Source organism: Gephyromycinifex aptenodytis, assembly GCF_012277275.1.
Taxonomy (GTDB): domain Bacteria; phylum Actinomycetota; class Actinomycetes; order Actinomycetales; family Dermatophilaceae; genus Gephyromycinifex; species Gephyromycinifex aptenodytis.
In genome coordinates this window covers 2718982-2737430 of record NZ_CP051155.1, presented here as the reverse complement: position 1 = coordinate 2737430, position 18449 = coordinate 2718982, and the positions used below count along the sequence as shown (strand labels likewise).

Annotated in this window: 15 protein-coding genes, 1 tRNA gene and 1 other RNA gene; 6 read left to right on the top strand and 11 right to left on the bottom strand. The window is 68.6% G+C overall.

Annotated features, from left to right (window positions below; all coding sequences use genetic code 11):
- Complete coding sequence (locus tag G9V96_RS11765; protein WP_168583193.1) at window positions 1–1272, bottom strand: aspartate kinase; 1272 nt, start codon at window positions 1270–1272, stop codon at window positions 1–3.
- A 228-nt stretch (window positions 1273–1500) separates the two neighbouring features.
- Here G9V96_RS11765 and G9V96_RS11760 point away from each other — a divergent pair, with 228 nt between their 5' ends.
- Both G9V96_RS11760 and G9V96_RS11755 read left to right on the top strand, forming a co-directional pair.
- The gene (locus G9V96_RS11760) at window positions 1501–2448 is read left to right on the top strand and encodes an ABC transporter ATP-binding protein (protein ID WP_168583192.1); all 948 of its coding nucleotides are present in this window, start codon (window positions 1501–1503) and stop codon (window positions 2446–2448) included.
- Complete coding sequence (locus tag G9V96_RS11755; RefSeq protein ID WP_168583191.1) at window positions 2448–3506, top strand: ABC transporter permease; 1059 nt, start codon at window positions 2448–2450, stop codon at window positions 3504–3506. Before G9V96_RS11760 ends, G9V96_RS11755 begins: the two co-directional genes overlap by 1 nt.
- Here the strand turns inward: G9V96_RS11755 and G9V96_RS11750 are convergent, their stop codons facing one another.
- The 5 genes from G9V96_RS11750 to ffs form a co-directional block, all read right to left on the bottom strand.
- Entirely contained in the window at window positions 3507–4088 is a 582-nt protein-coding gene (locus G9V96_RS11750; RefSeq protein ID WP_168583190.1) for a DUF5063 domain-containing protein, read from the bottom strand.
- The gene (gene recR, locus G9V96_RS11745; RefSeq protein WP_168583189.1) at window positions 4081–4680 is read right to left on the bottom strand and encodes a recombination mediator RecR; all 600 of its coding nucleotides are present in this window, start codon (window positions 4678–4680) and stop codon (window positions 4081–4083) included. The genes G9V96_RS11750 and recR overlap by 8 nt, the downstream gene beginning before the upstream one ends.
- 52 nt (window positions 4681–4732) lie before the next feature.
- A complete protein-coding gene (locus tag G9V96_RS11740) occupies window positions 4733–5401 on the bottom strand; it encodes a lysophospholipid acyltransferase family protein (RefSeq protein WP_168583188.1) in 669 nt (222 codons plus the stop codon).
- A gap of 126 nt (window positions 5402–5527) precedes the next feature.
- Window positions 5528–7975 carry a DNA polymerase III subunit gamma and tau gene (locus G9V96_RS11735; protein ID WP_168583187.1) on the bottom strand — a complete coding sequence of 816 codons (2448 nt, stop codon included), beginning with the start codon at window positions 7973–7975 and terminating at the stop codon, window positions 5528–5530.
- Between the two features lie 190 nt (window positions 7976–8165).
- Window positions 8166–8262, bottom strand: an RNA gene (ffs, locus tag G9V96_RS11730) — signal recognition particle sRNA small type.
- Window positions 8263–8445: 183 nt separating this feature from the next.
- Between ffs and G9V96_RS11725 the strand changes: the two genes are divergently transcribed.
- Window positions 8446–8531: transfer RNA gene (locus G9V96_RS11725), tRNA-Ser, on the top strand.
- Window positions 8532–8871: 340 nt separating this feature from the next.
- Here the strand turns inward: G9V96_RS11725 and G9V96_RS11720 are convergent.
- From G9V96_RS11720 to G9V96_RS11700, 5 genes are all read right to left on the bottom strand, one after another.
- Window positions 8872–9813, bottom strand: coding sequence for a BadF/BadG/BcrA/BcrD ATPase family protein (locus tag G9V96_RS11720; protein WP_168583186.1), 942 nt, complete (start codon window positions 9811–9813; stop codon window positions 8872–8874).
- 265 nt (window positions 9814–10078) lie between these two features.
- Window positions 10079–11251: a glycosyltransferase family protein gene (locus G9V96_RS11715; RefSeq protein WP_168583185.1), complete on the bottom strand. Its 1173-nt coding sequence runs from the start codon at window positions 11249–11251 to the stop codon at window positions 10079–10081.
- Window positions 11252–11402: 151 nt separating this feature from the next.
- Window positions 11403–12470, bottom strand: coding sequence for a glycosyltransferase family protein (locus tag G9V96_RS11710; RefSeq protein ID WP_168583184.1), 1068 nt, complete (start codon window positions 12468–12470; stop codon window positions 11403–11405).
- A 256-nt stretch (window positions 12471–12726) separates the two neighbouring features.
- On the bottom strand, window positions 12727–13563 hold the full coding sequence (locus tag G9V96_RS11705; protein WP_168584009.1) for a sigma-70 family RNA polymerase sigma factor: 837 nt from the start codon (window positions 13561–13563) through the stop codon (window positions 12727–12729).
- A gap of 325 nt (window positions 13564–13888) precedes the next feature.
- Window positions 13889–14824, bottom strand: a complete 936-nt coding sequence (locus G9V96_RS11700) for a ketopantoate reductase family protein (RefSeq protein WP_168583183.1) — start codon at window positions 14822–14824, stop codon at window positions 13889–13891.
- A 189-nt stretch (window positions 14825–15013) separates the two neighbouring features.
- On the opposite strand from G9V96_RS11700, the gene G9V96_RS11695 reads away from it, so the two are divergent.
- The 3 genes from G9V96_RS11695 to G9V96_RS11685 all read left to right on the top strand — a co-directional run bounded on the left by G9V96_RS11695 (window position 15014) and on the right by G9V96_RS11685 (window position 18288).
- The gene (locus tag G9V96_RS11695) at window positions 15014–15565 is read left to right on the top strand and encodes an RNA polymerase sigma factor (protein WP_168583182.1); all 552 of its coding nucleotides are present in this window, start codon (window positions 15014–15016) and stop codon (window positions 15563–15565) included.
- Window positions 15562–16755 carry a hypothetical protein gene (locus G9V96_RS11690; protein ID WP_168583181.1) on the top strand — a complete coding sequence of 398 codons (1194 nt, stop codon included), beginning with the start codon at window positions 15562–15564 and terminating at the stop codon, window positions 16753–16755. Before G9V96_RS11695 ends, G9V96_RS11690 begins: the two co-directional genes overlap by 4 nt.
- A 165-nt stretch (window positions 16756–16920) precedes the next feature.
- Window positions 16921–18288 (top strand): methyltransferase domain-containing protein, encoded by a 1368-nt coding sequence (locus G9V96_RS11685; protein ID WP_168583180.1) that lies wholly within the window; start codon window positions 16921–16923, stop codon window positions 18286–18288.
- The last annotated feature ends 161 nt before the right edge of the window (window positions 18289–18449 follow it).

Genomic DNA, 18449 nt, shown 5'->3' with positions numbered 1-18449 from the left:
TCACCGTCCGGTGCCCCCGTATACGACGGCTTCGCCCTCGGCGGAGTCCAGCCCGAAGGCGGTGTGCACGGCCTTGACTGCGGCGTCGAGCTGGTCGGCGCGCGTCACCACCGAGATACGGATCTCAGAGGTGGAGATCATCTCGATGTTGACCCCCGCGCGGGACAGCGCACCGAAGAAGGTGGCGCTCACTCCGGGGTTGGAACGCATCCCGGCGCCCACCAGTGACAGTTTGCCGATCTGGTCGTCATAACGCAGCGACTCGAAACCGACCTCTGAGCGGATCCGATCCAGCGCCTGAACGGCCTTCTGCCCGTGCGACATCGGCAGCGTGAACGAGATGTCGGTGCGACCGGTCTCGGCCGCCGAGACGTTCTGCACGATCATGTCGAGGTTGGCTTCGGATTCGGCGACGACACGGAAGATGTCGGCGGCCTTACCCGGCAGGTCGGGAACGCCCACGACGGTGATCTTGGCTTCGCCTCGGTCGTGCGCGACGCCGGAGATGATGGGAGCCTCCACGGCTACTCCTTCGATGGGCTTGTCGGTGATGATCGTGCCGTGCTTGGTCGAGAACGAGGACCGGACGTGGATGGGGATGCCATACCGTCGGGCGTACTCTACGCAGCGCAGATGCAGGATCTTGGCGCCGTTGGCAGCCATCTCCAGCATTTCCTCGGTGGTGATGTATTTCAGTTGCCGCGCGGTGGAGACGATCCGGGGGTCGGCGGTGAACACTCCGTCGACGTCGGTGTAGATCTCGCAGACGTCGGCTTCCAGCGCCGCCGCCAGGGCGACCGCGGTGGTGTCGGAGCCTCCACGACCCAGAGTCGTGATGTTCTTCGTCGTCTGGCTGACGCCCTGGAACCCGGCAACGATGGCGATGTTGCCCTCCCGCAGCGCACCTTGGATCCGGCCCGGGGTCACGTCGATGATGCGAGCCTGACCATGCACCTCGTCAGTGATCACTCCGGCCTGGGAGCCGGTGAAGGATTGGGCGGTGTGTCCCAGCGTGGCGATCGACATCGCGACCAATGCCATGGACATCCGCTCCCCGGCGGTCAGGAGCATGTCCAGTTCGCGCGCCGGGGGCAACGGGCTGACCTGCTCGGCCAGGTCCAAGAGCTCGTCGGTGGTGTCCCCCATCGCCGAGACGACGACACAGACGTCGTTGCCGGCTCGACGGGTTTCGACAATGCGGCGGGCGACCCGCTTGATGCTTTCGGCATCGGAAAGCGAGGAGCCACCATATTTCTGCACGACAAGACTCACGGGTGTCTCCACTGCTGGGCAACGATCGGACAGTACTGGATTTTAGCGTTCTCGCTCCTCGAACCGCCATCGGCTCGGATGCCGAGATCAGCCGGGATGGCCGTCGGCGGGCGAGACCAGGCCCCACGGTAGGCGTGGGACCACGCTATCTGCCCTCGGGGCGCGAATACTGATCGAACACAACCGTTTACCGCCCTGGCGGGTTTGGCGTTGGGGAAGGGGGCGCAGATGGCTGCGAGCCCGGTTCAGGACACCGGCATCCGCGTCGAGGCAGTGACGCGCCGCTTTGGCGACATCACCGCCGTGGACCGGCTGGAGCTCGCCGTTGCCCCCGGGGAGATCACTGCGCTGGTCGGCGCCGACGGCGCCGGGAAGAGCACCCTGCTGCTCATGCTGGCGACCCTGCTTGCTCCGGACAGCGGCACGCTGCGAGTAGGGGGTTTCGACCCGGTCACCGCCCCCCACCGGGTGCGCCGGGTGATGGGGTGGGTGCCGGACGGGTTCGGCACCTGGGACTCCTTAAGCGCTACCGAGGTGCTGTTGACGATCGCCGCAGCCTTCCGGATGCCGCCGGCCCGCGCGCGCGCCCGCAGCATCGAGTTGCTGCGTCTGGTAGGGCTGGAAGAGATGAGCGATCGTCCGGTGCGGATGCTCTCGCGTGGCCAATCGCAACGCCTCGCGCTGGCCCGCGCGCTGGTCCACGAACCCTCGGTGCTGTTGCTGGATGAGCCGGTCGCGGGGGTGGACCCGCACAGCCGAGCCGACCTGTGCGACACCATCCGCGGCCTGGCCGATGCCGGTGCCGCCGTGCTGGTCTCCAGCCAGGTCCTCACCGACCTGGAAGACATGGCCGACCGGGCCGTCCTCATCGAGGCCGGACGCGCAGTCGCCGCCCACGACCTTCGCCGCGCCCCGCGCCAGATTCGGTGGCGTATCGACTCCCTGGACGCTGCGGCGCTGGCTGCCGCGTTGGGCGACGGCATCGAATACGAGTGGCTCGAGGGCCCCGGCGGCCAGCGGGACTCACGAGGAGCCGTCGAGGTGCCCGTGCCTGATGAGCTGGACGCCGCGGCACTGCTGCGCCACCTCATCGAGCATGACGTGCCGGTGGTCGGATTCGCCCCGCGCGGTTCAGCCCTGGAGACCGCCTACCTCGCGGCGACGAGGGAGAGCTGATGCGCGAGCGTCTACCAAGCCGTCAGGCCGTGGCCGCGGTGCTGGGTCTGGAACTGCGGCAACGCATCCGGAATCCTCGCTGGCTCATCATCTCGGGGGTCTGGCTGGTCACCGTGTACGGGATCGTCGCCCTGTTGTGGCTGGCTACCGGGCGACTGGCCCCGCAGGTGCGGGGCGGGGTCTTCTACGGCACGACGGTGTTCCTCGTGCTCGGCTTGGGGTTGCTCGTGGTTCCCGCGCTCACCGCTGGATCGATCAACGGCGACCGCGAGCGCGGAGTGCTGGCGACTTTGCAGACAACCCTGCTGCGACCCAGCGAGATAGTCCTGGGAAAACTGCTTGCGGCCTGGGCCGTGGCCGGGGTGGCGCTGCTGAGCGCCGTCCCCGTTCTGGCGTTCGCCGTCCTCACCGGCGGGATCTCCCCTGCCTCCCTGGCGTTGGCCTTCACCGCTCTGGCCGTCGTGCTGGGCACGACTTGCGCCCTCGGACTGGCGTTCTCCGCGGCGACGGCCCGCCCGGCCGCCTCGGTGGTGTTGACCTATGTGTGTGTGGGGGCGCTCAGCGTCGGAACCCTGGTGCTGTACGCCGTAGCCACCCCGCTGACCGGGCGCAGCGAACCGGTACAGATCAAGACCTGGGGCCCGGAACCGGGAGGTGGCTCCCCCGCGGGCGACCTTGCCTGCATCGAGGTCACCCAGACCCGCGAGCAGTTCCACACCGAACGCATCTGGCCCTTGCTGGCCGTCAACCCCTTCGTCGTCGTCGCGGACGCAGCCCCCGGTCCGGTCGGGGCGTTGAGCACCTTCGAACCGCTCGGCGCAATCAGTGACGGGGCCCGAAGCGCCCGCCGCGGCGTCAGCGGGGAGCCCGTGAACGAATGCGAGGACTCGCGGGCAGCGCAGGTTCGTGAGCAGAACCGGTCGCAATTGCGCGGTTACGCGCTGTGGCCGGTCGGGCTCGGGGCCTACCTGCTGGCAGGACTGCTCGCGGTGCTGGTCTCGATCAGGGGCGTGCGCACGCCGGCCAGGTCGGCGCCCCGGGGTGTACGCGTCGCGTGATCAGCGGTGCAGAGCGTCGAATTGGGCCTCGGCAACCGTGTCTTCGTCGGCGTCGAGGCGGATGTGCATGAGGATCGACTGCAAGGCGCGCAGGGCACTGGCCGCACGGGCACCCCACGAGGACAGGTAGCTGAACTGCCACCACCACAGGGCTTCGCTGATCTCGCCCTCGGCGTGATGGCGCAGGCCGTGCATGAGGGAGCTGGCGATCTCGGCGAGGTCGCCGGAGATTTGACCGGCGCTGACCTCGGTGGTCGTCAACGGGTCGACGACCTCCACGTAGTCGTCCAGACCGTGTAGTAGCTGCGCGAGCTGTACCCGCAACGCCTCCACGTCCTCATCGCTTCCCAGGTCAGGTTCGAACTGGCGCGCAGGCACGATGTCGGTGATCGCCCCCAGCCTGGTCCCGGTGACCAGCACCTGAGAGACCGCCAGCAGCAGCAGCGGAATCGCGTTGTCGGGCGAGACGCCTTCGGCGACCTGCCGCACGATCGTGAGGAAGGCTCGGGCTTCGGTGGCGGTCTCTTTGCCAAGCACCTCTAGGTCACTGGCGAGCTTTTCGCTGTCCTGGTTTTCAGGCATGAAGCAATCGTCTCCCTTCAAAGGCGCGCCCGAGAGTGATCTCGTCGGCGTATTCGAGGTCCCCACCTACCGGTAGACCGGAGGCAAGGCGGGTGACCCGGATCTCCAGGGGGCGCAGCAGCCGTGCCAGGTAGGTGGCGGTCGCCTCACCTTCGAGGTTCGGGTCGGTGGCGATGATGACCTCGGTAACGACACCGTCGGCCAGGCGGGTGAGCAGTTCCTTGACCCGCAGGTCGTCGGGGCCGACACCCTCGATCGGGCTGATCGCACCGCCGAGGACGTGGTAGCGGCCGCGGAACTCGCGGGTGCGTTCGATCGCGACGACGTCCTTAGGCTCCTCCACCACGCACACGCAGGTGAGGTCACGCCGGTCGTCGTTGCAGATGCGGCACTGCTGCGACTCGGCGATGTTGCCGCACACGACGCAGAACCGCACGGTGGCTTTGACCTGTTGCAGGGCCTGCACGAGGCGTTCGACATCGCCTTCGTCGGCTTGGAGGATGTGGAACGCGATGCGCTGCGCGCTCTTGGGGCCGACTCCGGGCAGCCGCCCGAGTTCGTCGATGAGGTCCTGCACTGCGCCTTCGTACACGTCATCACCCTACGACGGATGACCGACACAACCTATCTGCCCGGGCCCAAGCTCAGCTCTTCGCAGGCCGCTGGCAGTAGTCGCCGCTGCGCTCCTGGCCCGACATCGCGCCGATGGCGTCCATGATCTCGTCAGTGATGACGCGCCGCGCTTTCCCGGTGGGAACACCCTCGAAACGCCCGGTGAAGTCCATCGGCGCCCCGAACTCGATCCGCACCTTGGTGGGGCGCACGAACCGCGAACCCACGGGCTGGATCTTCTCGGTGCCTTGCAGAGCTACGGGCACCACCGGCGCCCCGGATTCCAGCACGAGGTGCCCGACGCCGGTGTGCCCGCGGTGCAGACGCAGGTCGCGCGAGCGGGTCCCCTCGGGGTAGATGCCGAACGCCCGACCTTCGGAGAGCACTTCCAGCGCGAGTTCCAGCGAGCGCTGCGCGGCGCGGGCCTCGTCACGGTCCACCGGAATCATCCCGGTGGAGGTGAAGAAGATCCGGTTGAGCGCCCCCGACAGGCCCCGGCCGTTGAAGTACTCGGCCTTGGCAAGGAAGGCGATCTGGCGCGGGGAGGCTACCGGCAGCACGATGCTGTCGAAGAACGACAGGTGGTTGCTGGCGATGATGAGAGGCCCACTCAGGGGGATGTTCTCGACACCGACGACACTGGGACGAAGCACGGCCCGAAGCGCCGGTCCGATGACAGCGTGGGCGAGGCGGTAGAGCACGGGTTCCTCCAGTGGCAGCGCAGACTGCGTGCACTCTAGCGGTCCACCACCGCGCTGACGCTCGCCTTGGCCACCGTGAAACGGCGCGGGCTGAGGATGGGTGAATCTGAGCCGCACCCGGCTCGCCTACTCCTCGCGTTCGTCGATGACCACACCGCCGAGCACGCGGGCGATGACGGGCTGGCCCACCGCACCGGCGTCGGGGATGTCCTCGTCGTCCACGCTCGCCTCGTCATCTGAGGCGCGGGGCTGTCCCCGTCCCGGCCGCTGTCGCGCCCCGGGCGAGGCGTAACCAGAGCGGCGAGCGGCCAGGAACGCAGCCTTGCCACCGCGGGGTTCGTCCTCCGGCGGCGGAACATCCTCTGGTGGCGGGGCGTCCTCGTCGCCGGGAGGGGGGACCTCGTCCCAGCCTCCCGGGGACGGCACCGCGGGCTCACCCAACGGGGGCGACGGCTGCGGACGCGGTTCGGACTCACGCGGGTCGGCGCCGCGCGCATCGACACTGCCCGCTGCTGGATTCTGCTGCTGCGACGGCCGCTGCTGGCTGTACCCGCCAGCTGGTGGACGATTCGGGTTCGACTGGGCGGGCGCTCGGCTGTCCTGGCCAGGCGCTCGGCTGTCCGGGCCAGGCGCCCAGCGGCTCGAGGCTGACGGCTCTGGCTGGGCTGGCTGCTGCTGGGACCGCGGCTCTGGCTGGGCTGGCCGCTGCGGCGGAGCGCTGGGCGCTGCTTGCTCAGCGACGGGCGCTCCGGCGGCGCTTTCTGCGGGGCGGGCAAACGCCGCAGGCGCATCGGAGGCGGGGATGCCCTCGACGCGGGTGTCGACCCCGAGTTGCTCGGATAGCGCTTGGCGCACCACTTCGGCGTGCGGCCCGTTGCGGAAGGTCGTGGCCAGCCCCTTGGTCGACAACCCCAGCAGCAACCGAGTTCCGTCGTAATCGAGCACCTGTGCGTGCTCGGACAAGAAGGTCCAGGTGACGCGGCGAATCCCGAAGATACGCTGCAGCACCTCGGTCCAGTTGCGGCGGATCATCTCGGTATCGACGCCACCTCGAGGCCCCGAACCGGGTGGGCGCGGCCGTTGCGCCGCTTGGGACTCGGCAGCGGCCGGGGCTTGGGCGGCGGGCTCCTGCTGCGATCCGCCCTGTTGCCGGGTGCGACGTTCCGGGCCGCCCGCAGGGGCGTGCGTGGCCGGGGATTCCTGCGGCTGTGAGCCGCGCGCACCAGCGGCATCCGCACGCCCCCCGTGAGCTGGCGCGCCGGGGTCCGCCGCGCCCCGCTGTGGCGCAGCACCGGGCGTCGGCGCCGGCGCGCTGGGGGCGGCGTGGGGTTGGCTGTGGGGTTGGCTGTGGGGCGCGGCGGTGCGCTGCTCGTTGGGGCGCGCCGGCGGGGTAGGCACGCCGTCGACACCGACGCGCCGTTCCAACCGGTCCAGCCGGGCCGCGTAGCCGTGCTCGCCCGCGCCTGTCGGCAGTAGCAGTCGGGCGCAGAGGAGTTCGAGCTGTAGCCGCGGCGAGGTGGCGCCGGTCATCTCGGTCAGGCCGGCGTTGACGATGTCGGCAGCGTAGGAGAGCTGGCCGGGGCCGAAGCTGGCGGCCTGCTGACGCATCCGGTCCAGCTGATCTTCGGGCACGCCACGCAACACCGCGGACAAGGCGACGTCGCCGCCGGCGCCTACCGCCGCCACCACGATGAGATCCCGGAAGCGCTCCAGCAGGTCCTCGACGAACCGGCGCGGGTCCTGACCGGTCTCCACGACCCGGTCCACCTGGCGGAACACCCCTGCAGCGTCGCCGGCCGCGAGCGCGGCGATGGTGGCGTCGAGCAGTTCCCCCTCGGTGAAGCCGAGTAGTGCGGCAGCTCCGGCGTAGGTCAGTCCCGCTTCATCCGATCCGGAGATGAGTTGGTCCAGCACCGAGAGCGAGTCACGCACCGATCCGCCACCGGCACGCACGACGAACGACAACACCCCCGGCTCGACCTGCACACCTTCCTGGGTGCACAGGTGCTCCAGGTATTCCTGTAACCGCGCGGGCGGGACCAGCCGGAACGGGTAGTGGTGGGTCCGCGAACGGATGGTGCCGATGACCTTTTCCGGTTCGGTCGTCGCGAAGACGAATTTCACATGTTCCGGCGGCTCTTCGACGATCTTGAGCAAGGCGTTGAAGCCTTGCGGGGTGACCATGTGCGCCTCGTCGATGATGTAGACCTTGTAGCGCGATTGGGCCGGTCCGTAGGCGGCCTTCTCCCGTAGGTCGCGGGCGTCTTCCACGCCGCCGTGGCTGGCCGCGTCGATCTCGATGACATCCACCGAGCCGGTGCCACCGGCCGCGAGCGCCACGCAGGATTCGCAGTGACCGCACGGGGTGGGCGTCGGCCCTTCTTCGCAGTTCAGGCAGCGGGCCAAAATCCGGGCGCTGGTGGTCTTGCCGCAGCCGCGCGGGCCGCTGAACAGGTAGGCGTGCCCGACCCGCCCGGAGCGCAGCGCCTGCATCAGAGGCTCGGTGACGTGCTCCTGCCCGATAACGTCAGCAAAGTCCGCGGGTCGGTAGCGGCGGTAGAGCGCAGTGGTCACCCCACGAATCTAACCAACAGCCACCCGTGCGCCTATCCCGTCCACCGAACGGGAGCCGCCCCAGCGGATCGCGCCGCGCATCGTGGGGGTGAGGCGAGCCGCAACCGGGTCGAGTGGTCCGCCTGCCCTGCCGGGCGCTACGCGCCTGCGTCACGCTGCGGCGCTGCTCGCGAAATGCGGGCGCGGGGGCATGAGGGACCCCCCGCGTACCTGGAAGAGCTCGCCTACCCTTGCTGCATTCCTGCCCTGGGGGAGTTCGGTGAGGTACCACCACGCGGGGGGCCTGCGCCCACTGTAGTCCAGACCCCGCCCGCGCAGGAAAATCGCCCCGACCACATTGCCCGCGGCACCTTGCCGCCGCTGCGGCCGACGTCTGACCCGTCCCGGCCGGGGGACACCGCAGTGCCGCAGGCTGTCCCTGCACGACAGCGATTTAGTCGCAGCGGCCCCGCTCAGGTAGGCTCTCCGGCGGAGGATTCGCATAGTGGCCTAGTGCGCACGATTGGAAATCGTGTTGGGTTAATCACCCTCAGGGGTTCAAATCCCCTATCCTCCGCCGCGAAGCGGGTGAGGCGCTTGCCGCCTCACCCGCTTCTTGTCTGTCCGGACACGAAGGATCCCTGGTCAGGGCGCTGCCGCAGCTCCTGCACCAAGAGCAGCACCCCCGCCACCCGGGGCAGGCTGGCCCGCGACAGATGACCGGCGCACGGCCGGCCAGGCCGTGGCTGGCGGGGCTTCACCTCAGTTCGGGACACCCTGCCGGGGTGTTGATAACCCCGCGCGGGCGGCGGTTCCGAGCCGCCCTTTGCCGACCTACCCTCATCGCAGACGAGAACTTTCTGATCCGTTGAGCACGCCCCGACAGTTTCCGCAGGCGCCGAGCGCGGCGGGCCGACTCAGGCGCTCCTCAGCGCAGCTTGACCCTCGACGTGGATGAAGGGCGGGCTGTGTCGCACGGCGCCGCCGCCTGCCACATGGGTCGCGAGGATCTGCGCTCCGGCCAGGGAGTCCCCCAGGGCGGGAAGCAGGATGATGCGTCGTTTGCCCAGCGCTGCCGCGAAGGACACCTTGACGGCGTCGATGAGTAGCAGCGCGCCGGTGGCGGTCAGTGGCTTACCGGGCAGCAGTTTGGCCCCGGCGCACATGGCGTCGGCCAGGTGCTCACCGGCCAGACGGCAGATCGCCTCGGCCACCGGGTCGCGACGGGCGATCTCTCCTACCACCGGGGCGAAGTCGGCCAGCAGCGCCGCGGCCGGAAGCCGTTCCAGCAGTTCGGTCCAGGTGCGTTCGTCGCCGAAGGCTCGCCTGCCGGCGTCCAGCAGAGCCGCCGAACCACCCGGCACCCCATCGCGGTGCCGCAGGCCTGCGGCCAAGCCCTGGGCGCCCAGCCAGGCCGCTGAACCGCGGTCGCCGAGGATGGGCCCCCAGCCGTCGATCCGGTGCCAGACCTGGTCGAAGTCGGTGGCAAGAGCGCTGACCCCGGTCCCCAGCTCAAGCACCACTCCCGCAGCCACCTCACCGAGTGCCCCCACGAGGGTGGCGACTGCGCCGTCGACGACGACTGCGGCTGGGGCGCGGCTGTGGGCCTGGCTGCGCGAGAGCAGCTCGGGCGCGGCTATCTGAGATCCTTCGCGGATGGCCCAGACACAGACGACAGGCGGCGGGTCGGTCTCGGGCAGCAGCGGCGCCACCGCGCTGACAAGGTCAGCTGCGCCGGCGCCAGGGGCCAGGCTGGGCGCGTCGACCCGTAGGACTTCCTCGCGCCTGTAGCGGCGGGCGCGCAGCCCCAAGTGCCCCACATCGACCACGAAAACATCTAGTGGCGCAACGTTTTTCACTCATCCACCCCGTCTGTCGGAACCCCACCATGAGTCTACGGAACTCCCCGTGGCCGACGGCTCACCGGTTCAAGGAGCACCACTCGCGGGCCGCTCGCTGGCGCACTCCGCGCGCTGCAGGGCCAGGGTGCAGGTGGCCAGGACAGAAACGTCGACGACCATCGCGTCGAGCCCGTCGAGCCCGTCGGCGTCTCGGCAGGGCGCGACAGATCGAACGTCGAACCTGCAACGGCTGACGCACCGGCAGAGGTCTACCGGTCGACGCTCATCCGGTGCTGGCGCCGGCCCGCTCCTGCGCGCCCAGGAGATGCTCGGCCAGGCTCGGCCCGGGCTGGGGCATCTTCTGGAACGCCTGCGCGAGCTGGTGGGCATCGCTGGAGGGCGCCGCCAACAACCGGTCGGCGAGAGCGCCCGGGGAACGCACCCCCCACAACTTCAGCAACAGCCTGCCGTAGCGCAGCACGAGCCCGTGCGTCGTGCACAGCTCGATGCAGCACTCCAGCGCCCGGTCGTAATCGTGGATGCGTGCCGCCAGGATCATCGTCTCGGTAAGAATCTCCGGGGTGGTGATGGCTTGACCGTCGGCGCGGGTCGCCTGCGCGATCCCGGCCAGGATGCGCAACGCGTCGGTGGCCTGACCCTGGGCTGCATGCACCTGAGCCTGCAACCAGTCCGAGTACCCTTCGTCGGCCCCGGAGGTACGCAGTTCCCGGATGAGGGTCTCGGCCCCGGTCAGGTGCCGGTGCTCGATGAGCAGCGCCGCCAACTCCTCTCGGGCCTGCCAGCGGTAGCGCTCCGAGGCAGGTTCGCGCCGGGCGCGATTGAGGTCGGCCAGCGCCCCGTTGGCATCCCCCAAACCGCGGCGGGCACGGGCCCGCTCGATCAGTGCTCCCACCAGGTCATCCCCGCCGACGCGCTGGGCGTCCAAGGACTCCAACACCCGCCGGGCCCGCGCTTCGCGGCGCCGCCACCGGGTCGGTTCGTCCGCCGACTCGGCTGCGGCGACAAGGGCCAGCACGTCAGCCCCCGGAGTGAGTCGCCGCAGTTCCCGCACGGCACCCCGCGAAACCAGGCGCGGGGTCAATCGGCCCGTGAAGCGGGCCGTCTCGGGACGGAAAAGTCGAGCTTCGCGCTCTTCGCGCTCTCCGTTCCGGCAGACGAGCTCGAGGGCATCGGGGCGAATGGCTGCGCCCGGGGTGGTGTCCAGCAGGCGGGCGAGCCGGTCGGCGTCGCCGCTGACCCGCTCGTCGCCGTTGAGCAGCAGCACCCAGGGCGCCTGCGCCACTTCGGTGATGTGGTTCCAGGCGGCTGCGACGTCGCCGTCGTCCGGGATGCTCTCGACCTGCGCCCCAGATCGGCGCGCGAACTCCATCAGCGGCTCATCAGCGTCAACGGCCAGGACCCGAACCTCGGAGACGATCGGTCCCAGCGTCTTCACCGACGACAGGGTCGTGAACAAGTCGCGGGTTTCGCATGTGGCAACAACACACACTGCGATGCAGGGATGGTCCATACCGTGCCCATCGACCCCTCGGGCAGACTTTCAAGCATCGAAAGCCCGTGGAGCGTAAAGGTTTTCCTAGTTTTGACTAGCCCAGCAGGCGGGGGCCTCCCTGCCGGACCGCGTCCAGGCGCAATTGTCCCGCCCGCTCCCACCAGACCTGCGCTTCGCTTTCCTCCCCCACGGTCAACGCCAGGACGTAGAGATTTTGGGCGGCGAGGAAGCTTCCCCGGCCGTGCACCGAGCCGGCCAAGTCCGAGCGATCCCCCAGCTCCAGGCAACGTCGCCAACTGGTGGCGATGAGCGGCGCCAACTGGTCAGCCAGCGCCGGGGTCGCCAGCAGGAGCTCGAAAAACAGATCGCCCAAGAGAAAGTTGAAGTCCGGCGAATGCTGCCAGGTGGGCATCTCGGCGTCAGTGAGAGCTACTGCTTCCCGGAAACGGCCCGCGGCGGTGAAGGCCTCCAGCGCGCCGGTGACCACGGCGTGCCGCCCGGGCGCCGCCAGCGGGGTGAGCGCCAGCGCCTTTGCGTAGGTATCGGCGGCGTCCTCGACTCGCCCGGCCAGCCGCTGATCCGCCGCCAGCTGATGCAACATCCCAGGGTCGTCGGGACGCACCGCCAAGCCCTGTAGCAGCGCAGCTTCGAGCAGCGCCCGATCTTGGCGCCACCGGCCGGTCTGGGCGTTGTCGGCGCCGATGACCAACTCGGTCTGCAGCCGTGGCAGGTCCGAGTCGACCTCATCGGTGATTGCGCCGCTGAACTGCACGCCCCGCGGGACCAACCGAGCCGACAGCGCAACGGGCACCCGGACTTGGTCGAGGTCGTGCACGATCTGGGCGAGCCCGATGTGCTCGCCGGGCAAGGCAGCCAACCGCGCCAGTTGCGCGCCACCGGCTTCCAGCCACTCCTCGGCTTCGAGGATGAGATTCCAGTCCGCCCCCGAAGCTGCCAAGGCGGCATTACGTACCGTGCCCGCATCGCTGCACCAGGTGCCTTCGACCAGCCGGGCGCCCGATGAGCGCAGCCGGTCGGCCTCCCGTGGGTCCAGGCCCACGTCCAGGACGAGGACCTCATCGACGTACTCGAGCACCGAACCGATCGCCCGCTGCGCCGAGGGGGCATCGGCGCGCACCACCATGACCACGGCAACGCTCACTCGTTCTCCTCCCACCGCCTGGGGGGGCCGCTGCGCAGCCCAGCCCTCGTATCGCTCCCATCGGCAGGGGGCGTCCGGCTCTTCGCTATCGGCCGCCCCCATTCCTGAACAAGCAGTCCCCGAACGGGCAGCCCGCCGTGGCGAGGCGCAACTGGCTTGGGCCGACCTGTGCTGGTCTGGGGTGGTGTTGACCTGACCCGGCCTGCTCCGGCGTGACCTGGCGTGGAGCCCCGAGTGGGCCTACTTCTAGTTCGGGTCAGCCTGCGATGTGGGAGGTGGTGGGCACCTCGGTGACACCCGCAGGCAACGTCAACCGATCCCGATACGAGGAACGCGCCGCGATCTGAGCGTAATAAGCCGCCTTCCGACGAGCCACCGCCCCACCAGCATTCACCGGCTCCTCCACCAACTCCGGAGCCAACTGCGCATTCATCCCATCCCGCAACAACTTCAACGCCTCAGCCCGCATCTGAGAGATCCGAGACTCCGTCACCCCCAACTCCTCGGCCAACTCCCGCATCGGACGATCGTCGAAGAAACACCCACGAACCACCACCTGCAACCGCTGCGGCAACACCTCAATCGCATCCCGCAGATACGCCGCACGCTCCCGCGCAACCAACGCCACCTCAGGAGTGTCCGCAGTACTGGGCAACACCGAATCAGCACCCACCGAATCGGTAATCACATCCAACCGCAACACCACCGACGAATGCAGATCAGCATCCAGCCGCTCCAACTCAGCAACCGAACACCCCAACGCCTCCGCCGTCTCAGCATCACTGGGACGCCGACCCAACTGCGCAGCCAACCCATCATGAACAACATCCCGACGACGCACCTTCGCCCGCAAGCTACGCGTCGCCCAATCCGCACTACGCAACTCATCCAACAACGCACCACGAATCCGCCGCACCGCATACCGACCAAACGGCACACCCAACGACGCATCAAAACTCTTCGCAGCCATCGCCAACGCCGCCATCCCCGCACTCACCAAATCATCAGTGAACACATGCCCAGGCAAACGAGCCGAAATCGCACGAACCTCAAAATGCACCAACGGAAGATGAGCACGACACAACTCATCCATATCCGGGCGCACAGCACCAGAAGAATCAACAGAAGCGGTCACACCCCAAAGCTAGAAAGCGCCTTAAGCCTTCGCCGCCTAATGGCCACATCGTGAGACTCTGCAGGTCATGCGGTTGTTATTTACCTGCGCCTTACCTTTCTGACCATCTCCTTAGATGCATGAGGGTGTCCGCACAACGCTATTGCGCAAGAGTGAAACACAACGAGCCGCAGTGGGATTTCCATGCCTAGGCAAGTGAAACGGACGACCGTTTTGAACGGTGGTATATATGTATTCTCCTGCCCTACATTTGACCATCCGTTAATACGGCACGGGGTCGAAGTCACGCCACGGCGTAGCCCAGTCCGCGCAGCACCCGCAGCGCAGTCTCGTTGTAGGGCGTAGCAATTCCGTGCCGGGCGCCGAGTTCAACGACGCGACCGGCGAAGATGTCGACCTCACTCGGGCGCCCCGCCACGACGTCCTGCAGCATCGAGGTCCAGCCTTCGGCGGGCTGTGCGGATAAGACCGACTCCCACGTATCCAGGTCCGATCGGCCCAACTCGACCTCTTCGGCGCGCGCCACTGCCACCACCTCGCTCATCAGCGACTCCATGAGCTCGCGGCAGGGCCCAGCGGGGACGAACGCACCGTACGGGGTCCGGGTCAGTGCCGAGGCTTGGTTGACACCGACGTTGACCATGAACTTCCACCACATCATGTGCCGCATATCCTCCGGCGCCTGCCAGGCCAGCCCGGCCCGGTCCAGCGCGCAGGTCAGCTCACGGAGCCGCTGCCCCTGCCCGCCCGGGGTTGCCGACCCCAGCGCCAGCCGACCTGATTGCCGGTAGCTGACGCGATTGCCCTCGCGGCGGGCGTCCATGGCCAGCGCCACGCACAACAACACCTGGTCAGGATCGAACTTCTGGGCGATCCGGGCCTCACTGTCGAGTCCGTTGAGTACCGAGATGAACGTGGTGTGTGCAGCCACGAGCGGGCGAACATCGGCAATCGCCGCGTTCAATTGGGAGTTCTTCACCGCAATGATGACCAGGTCGGCCGTCGCCTGCTCTGCGGCCCCCGGCGACTCAGCATCGAAGACCTCCGCCCGTAACGGCTCACCGTTGATCGTGAGGCCGTTCCGGCGCAACCGTTGCGCCCGCTCACCGCCGGCAACGAGAGTTACCGGCATTCCCGCAGCTGCGAAATGCGCCGCATACATCGCGCCCATCGCGCCGGCACCGACGATGGCCACGTTCTCGATCTGTTGACTGCTCACCCCGCGATCGTAGGCAGCCACGCACCACACCAGGCACCTGAGAGCCCTGGGCATGCTGAGGGTGCCCAAGACAGTCCGGCTGGAGCATCGTTTCCAGGTTCACCCGGCGATACCGCACGCAGGCACGGCACGGCGCAGCCATCATGGCGAGGACGCGACACACTCGCGCCACAACAGACATGTAGAGGTATGAACGCTTCACCTGAGGACCTCCGGCGAGGTTTCGAATCGCTCTATGAGGCGGTCTATGACGACCTCCTGCGATTCGTCCAGCGCCGCTGTGATCCGCACCGGGCCGAGGACGTCGTCGCCGAGGCCATGCTCGTGGCCTGGCGGCGGGTCGATCAGCTACCGACCGAGCTCGACCAGGCCCGCGCGTGGACCTTCGGCATCGCCCGAAACTGTCTGCTGGCCGAGAACCGCGTCGCGCGTCGACAAGATGCCCTGTCGGTGCGTCTGGCGCAGACACCGCCGATCCACGGCGGCCTGCACGACGGGGGCGATCTCATCGCCCGCCGCCTCGACCTGGCACGGGCCTGGGATGGCCTGCGGGCCGGCGAGCAAGAGGTCATCGCCTTGAACGTCCTGGACGGACTGGACTCCCGTGCTGCCGGCGCTGTCCTGGGGATCAGCGCCGATGCCTACCGCCTACGGCTTTCCCGCGCACGTCGGGTCCTGCGACGCCGCCTCGAGGGCGCCGCGACCGACGACGCCCCCGACTACGAGGAGGCTTCCTCATGAATGATGCACTGCACTACCCCGATGCGGCACTTGACGCAGACCTGCGGGCAATGGACCCGGCCGACGCCGACCTGAGCCAGAGGCAACTGGCCCACAAGGCACAGTTGCGGGCCAGGTTGCTCGCCTGCGATCCCCCCGCCCGGCAACGGGCCGGCCATGCCGCGACCGCTGCCGCACCTGTCCGGCTCGAACCCACGCGGCGGCGTCGAGCCCGGTTCGCCCAGGTGCGCTGGGCGCTACCTGCGGCCGCCGCGGTCGGGCTGGGAACCGCCATCGTTCTCACCGGCGGCCCCACCCCATCCCCCGCCTACGCGTCGTGGACCCCGACGCCGGCCCCTGTCACCGGAGCATCCTTGGCCACCGCCGAGCAGGCGTGCCGCGAGAACCTCGCCGAGACGCTCCGCGCGAGCCGGGATGCGCCCGCCGAAGAACGACCGACGACCGATCCGATGAGCGCCCGCACGGTCGTGGCCGAACAGCGCGGACAGTTCGTCTTCCTTGCCATGTCGACCGCCGATTCCTCGGACACACAGTGCTTCTTCGAAGCCTCCGACCTCACCAAAGTGCAGGGCAGCACCGGGGGGCTGGCCACGGCATCAACCCCGCCGCCGGTCCCGCTCAAGACCGGCCAGGTCGAAGCCGGCAGCCCGGGCATGTCCAGCGGACCCGAAGGCAGCTATGCCTTCGTGGTCGGTCGAGTGGCCCGGGGCACCACAGCGGTCACAGTTAGGGCCGGTGGTGAACGGATCACCGCCACCGTCATGAACGATCACTTCGCGGCGTGGTGGCCCGTGCCTGCCGAGACCACCGGACCTGACCTGGACCACCTCAGTCCCGCCTACGACGTCACCACCGCTGATGGACGCCTCATCCCCGACGCCACCGACGTGATGGGCGCGAAAGACACCCTCGAACCCGGCCCGGACCAGATCGGGCGGATCTCGGTTGGTGGAGGGGCCAGCGAAAATGGCTTCGTAGCAACGCTTGAGGGGCACGCCGGTGAGAACGTCACCTCGGTGACCATCCACGCAGGCAGCACCCACCTGAGCGTGCCGGTCAGCAAGGGCACCTTCGCGGCGGAATGGCCCTCGACCGAGCCGACCGGCCCCGGGGAGGTCACCTTCGACCTGCACCTGCGGGACGGATCGGTGCGCACCGGCGTAGAACCCGCCGGCGGATTGGGATCCTGATCGCTATCGGGCGCCGGTGGCGGGCCCGGCGCCCGCCCAACGCGCCGCCCGGTGTCGTACCGTGCTGGGCGGCGCGCAGCGACGTCGACGTGCGGTTTCAATCATTGTCGCCGTTGCGCAGCCGATCAGGACACCTGATATTCGGCGTAGGAGAACGGGAGAAGGATGTTCGTCTTCGGGGTGTGCATCGACTCACCCGATCTGTTCGACCGCCACTGTCTACCGGCTATCGCCGCCTACGGCGGCGCCGACGCCACCCTCATCACCTCACCTGATCTGCCGGTGGCCACCACCTATAACGACATCCTCGCCTCGACCCTGGATTTGGAGGGCGTCGAAGCCGTCGTGCTACTGCGCGACGATGTCGAGATCACCGACCCGCACTTCCGCAGCAAGGTGCGGGCCGCCTTCGCCGAGGACCCTCACCTGGCCGTGCTCGGCCCCGGCGGCCAAACCCACTGGTGGCAGGAGCGCGCGGGTTCATCCAGTGCCGCCCACGCCCCGACTGACTCCTCGTTGCCCTCGCCGTTGCGGGAGGTGGACTATGTGGACGGCTCCTGCCTGGTGTTACGCCCCAGCGTGGCCGCGAAACTGCGCTTCGACGATCACGCCTTCCCCGGTCCCACCGGGTTCGACATCGACTTCTGCGCTCGAGCGCGTGCTGCCGGCCTGAAGGTGGCGCTGGCGCCCCTGGACGTCGAGCACCACGCCGAACCGGGCGGGGAAGAGGGATACCGGGCCGCCGCGGCCGTCTGGCAAGGGCGGCGCGCCAAGAACGTCGGCCGGGACACCCTGGAGCGAGCGTTGGCAGCGATCGAGGGCACGCATGTCGGCCCCGAACGCTACGGCGAACTGCCGGCTGTGGCGGGCCCGCCCGAGGGATACTACGAATTCCGGCATCCCACGGTGGTGGAGAGCCTTCCGCCCACCACCTCACGGGTGCTTCAGCTCGGTTGCGGCGCCGGCACCCTGGGCGCGGAGATCACCCGAGCCATCGGCGCGCGCGTCACCGGCCTGGACTCCGACATGGCGCCGCTGCACCATGCCCGCCGCCAACTCGACCGTGTCATCGAGATCGACCTCAACCGGATCGCTGACCTGCCGTGCGAGCAGGGCAGCTTCGATGCCATCGTGGCCGCTGACATTCTCGACCGGCTCGTCGACCCGGAGAAGACGCTGCGAGCCGTGCTGCCGTACTTGTCGGCAGAAGGCGTGCTGGTCGCCACCATCCCCAACATCAAGCACTGGTCGGTCGTGCTGCCCCTGCTGGTGCAGGACCGGTTCGAGTACAGCGACGCCGGGATCCTGCATCGCGGAGCGCTGCGCTTCTTCACGATGGTCGAAACGCTGGCCATGCTCGGCCGGTTGGGGATGGCCCGCATCGAGGTGTGTGGCGCTGAAGAGATGCCGTTGAGCCAACCGGATCGGATCGAGCCGCTGGTGGCCTGCATCGCCACCTACGGCACCGACCCGAACGAGGCCCGGACCATGCTCAACGCCTACGAATACGTGGTGCTGGCCCGCCGGTCTTGACGGCCGCGGCGGCCCATCCGGTGCGGCCCGGGTGCAGTCAGCTGCGGCCCACGTGCACACCTTGCGATACCCGGGACCATCCGACGCGCTTAGCGCGGCCCGGTTTGACTAAGGGACTTCTGGGTGGGGTCTGCCACGCTTTCATGGGCGGATCCGACGCT

Bases quoted from the DNA above. Each gene is read 5' to 3' on its own strand.
- G9V96_RS11760 (WP_168583192.1), top strand. From the start codon at position 1,501: ATGGCTGCGAGCCCGGTTCAGGACACCGGCATCCGCGTCGAGGCAGTG.
- G9V96_RS11755 (WP_168583191.1), top strand. From the start codon at position 2,448: ATGCGCGAGCGTCTACCAAGCCGTCAGGCCGTGGCCGCGGTGCTGGGT.
- G9V96_RS11750 (WP_168583190.1), bottom strand. From the start codon at position 4,088: ATGCCTGAAAACCAGGACAGCGAAAAGCTCGCCAGTGACCTAGAGGTG.
- G9V96_RS11705 (WP_168584009.1), bottom strand. From the start codon at position 13,563: ATGGATGAGTTGTGTCGTGCTCATCTTCCGTTGGTGCATTTTGAGGTT.
- G9V96_RS11695 (WP_168583182.1), top strand. From the start codon at position 15,014: ATGAACGCTTCACCTGAGGACCTCCGGCGAGGTTTCGAATCGCTCTAT.
- G9V96_RS11690 (WP_168583181.1), top strand. From the start codon at position 15,562: ATGAATGATGCACTGCACTACCCCGATGCGGCACTTGACGCAGACCTG.
- G9V96_RS11685 (WP_168583180.1), top strand. From the start codon at position 16,921: ATGTTCGTCTTCGGGGTGTGCATCGACTCACCCGATCTGTTCGACCGC.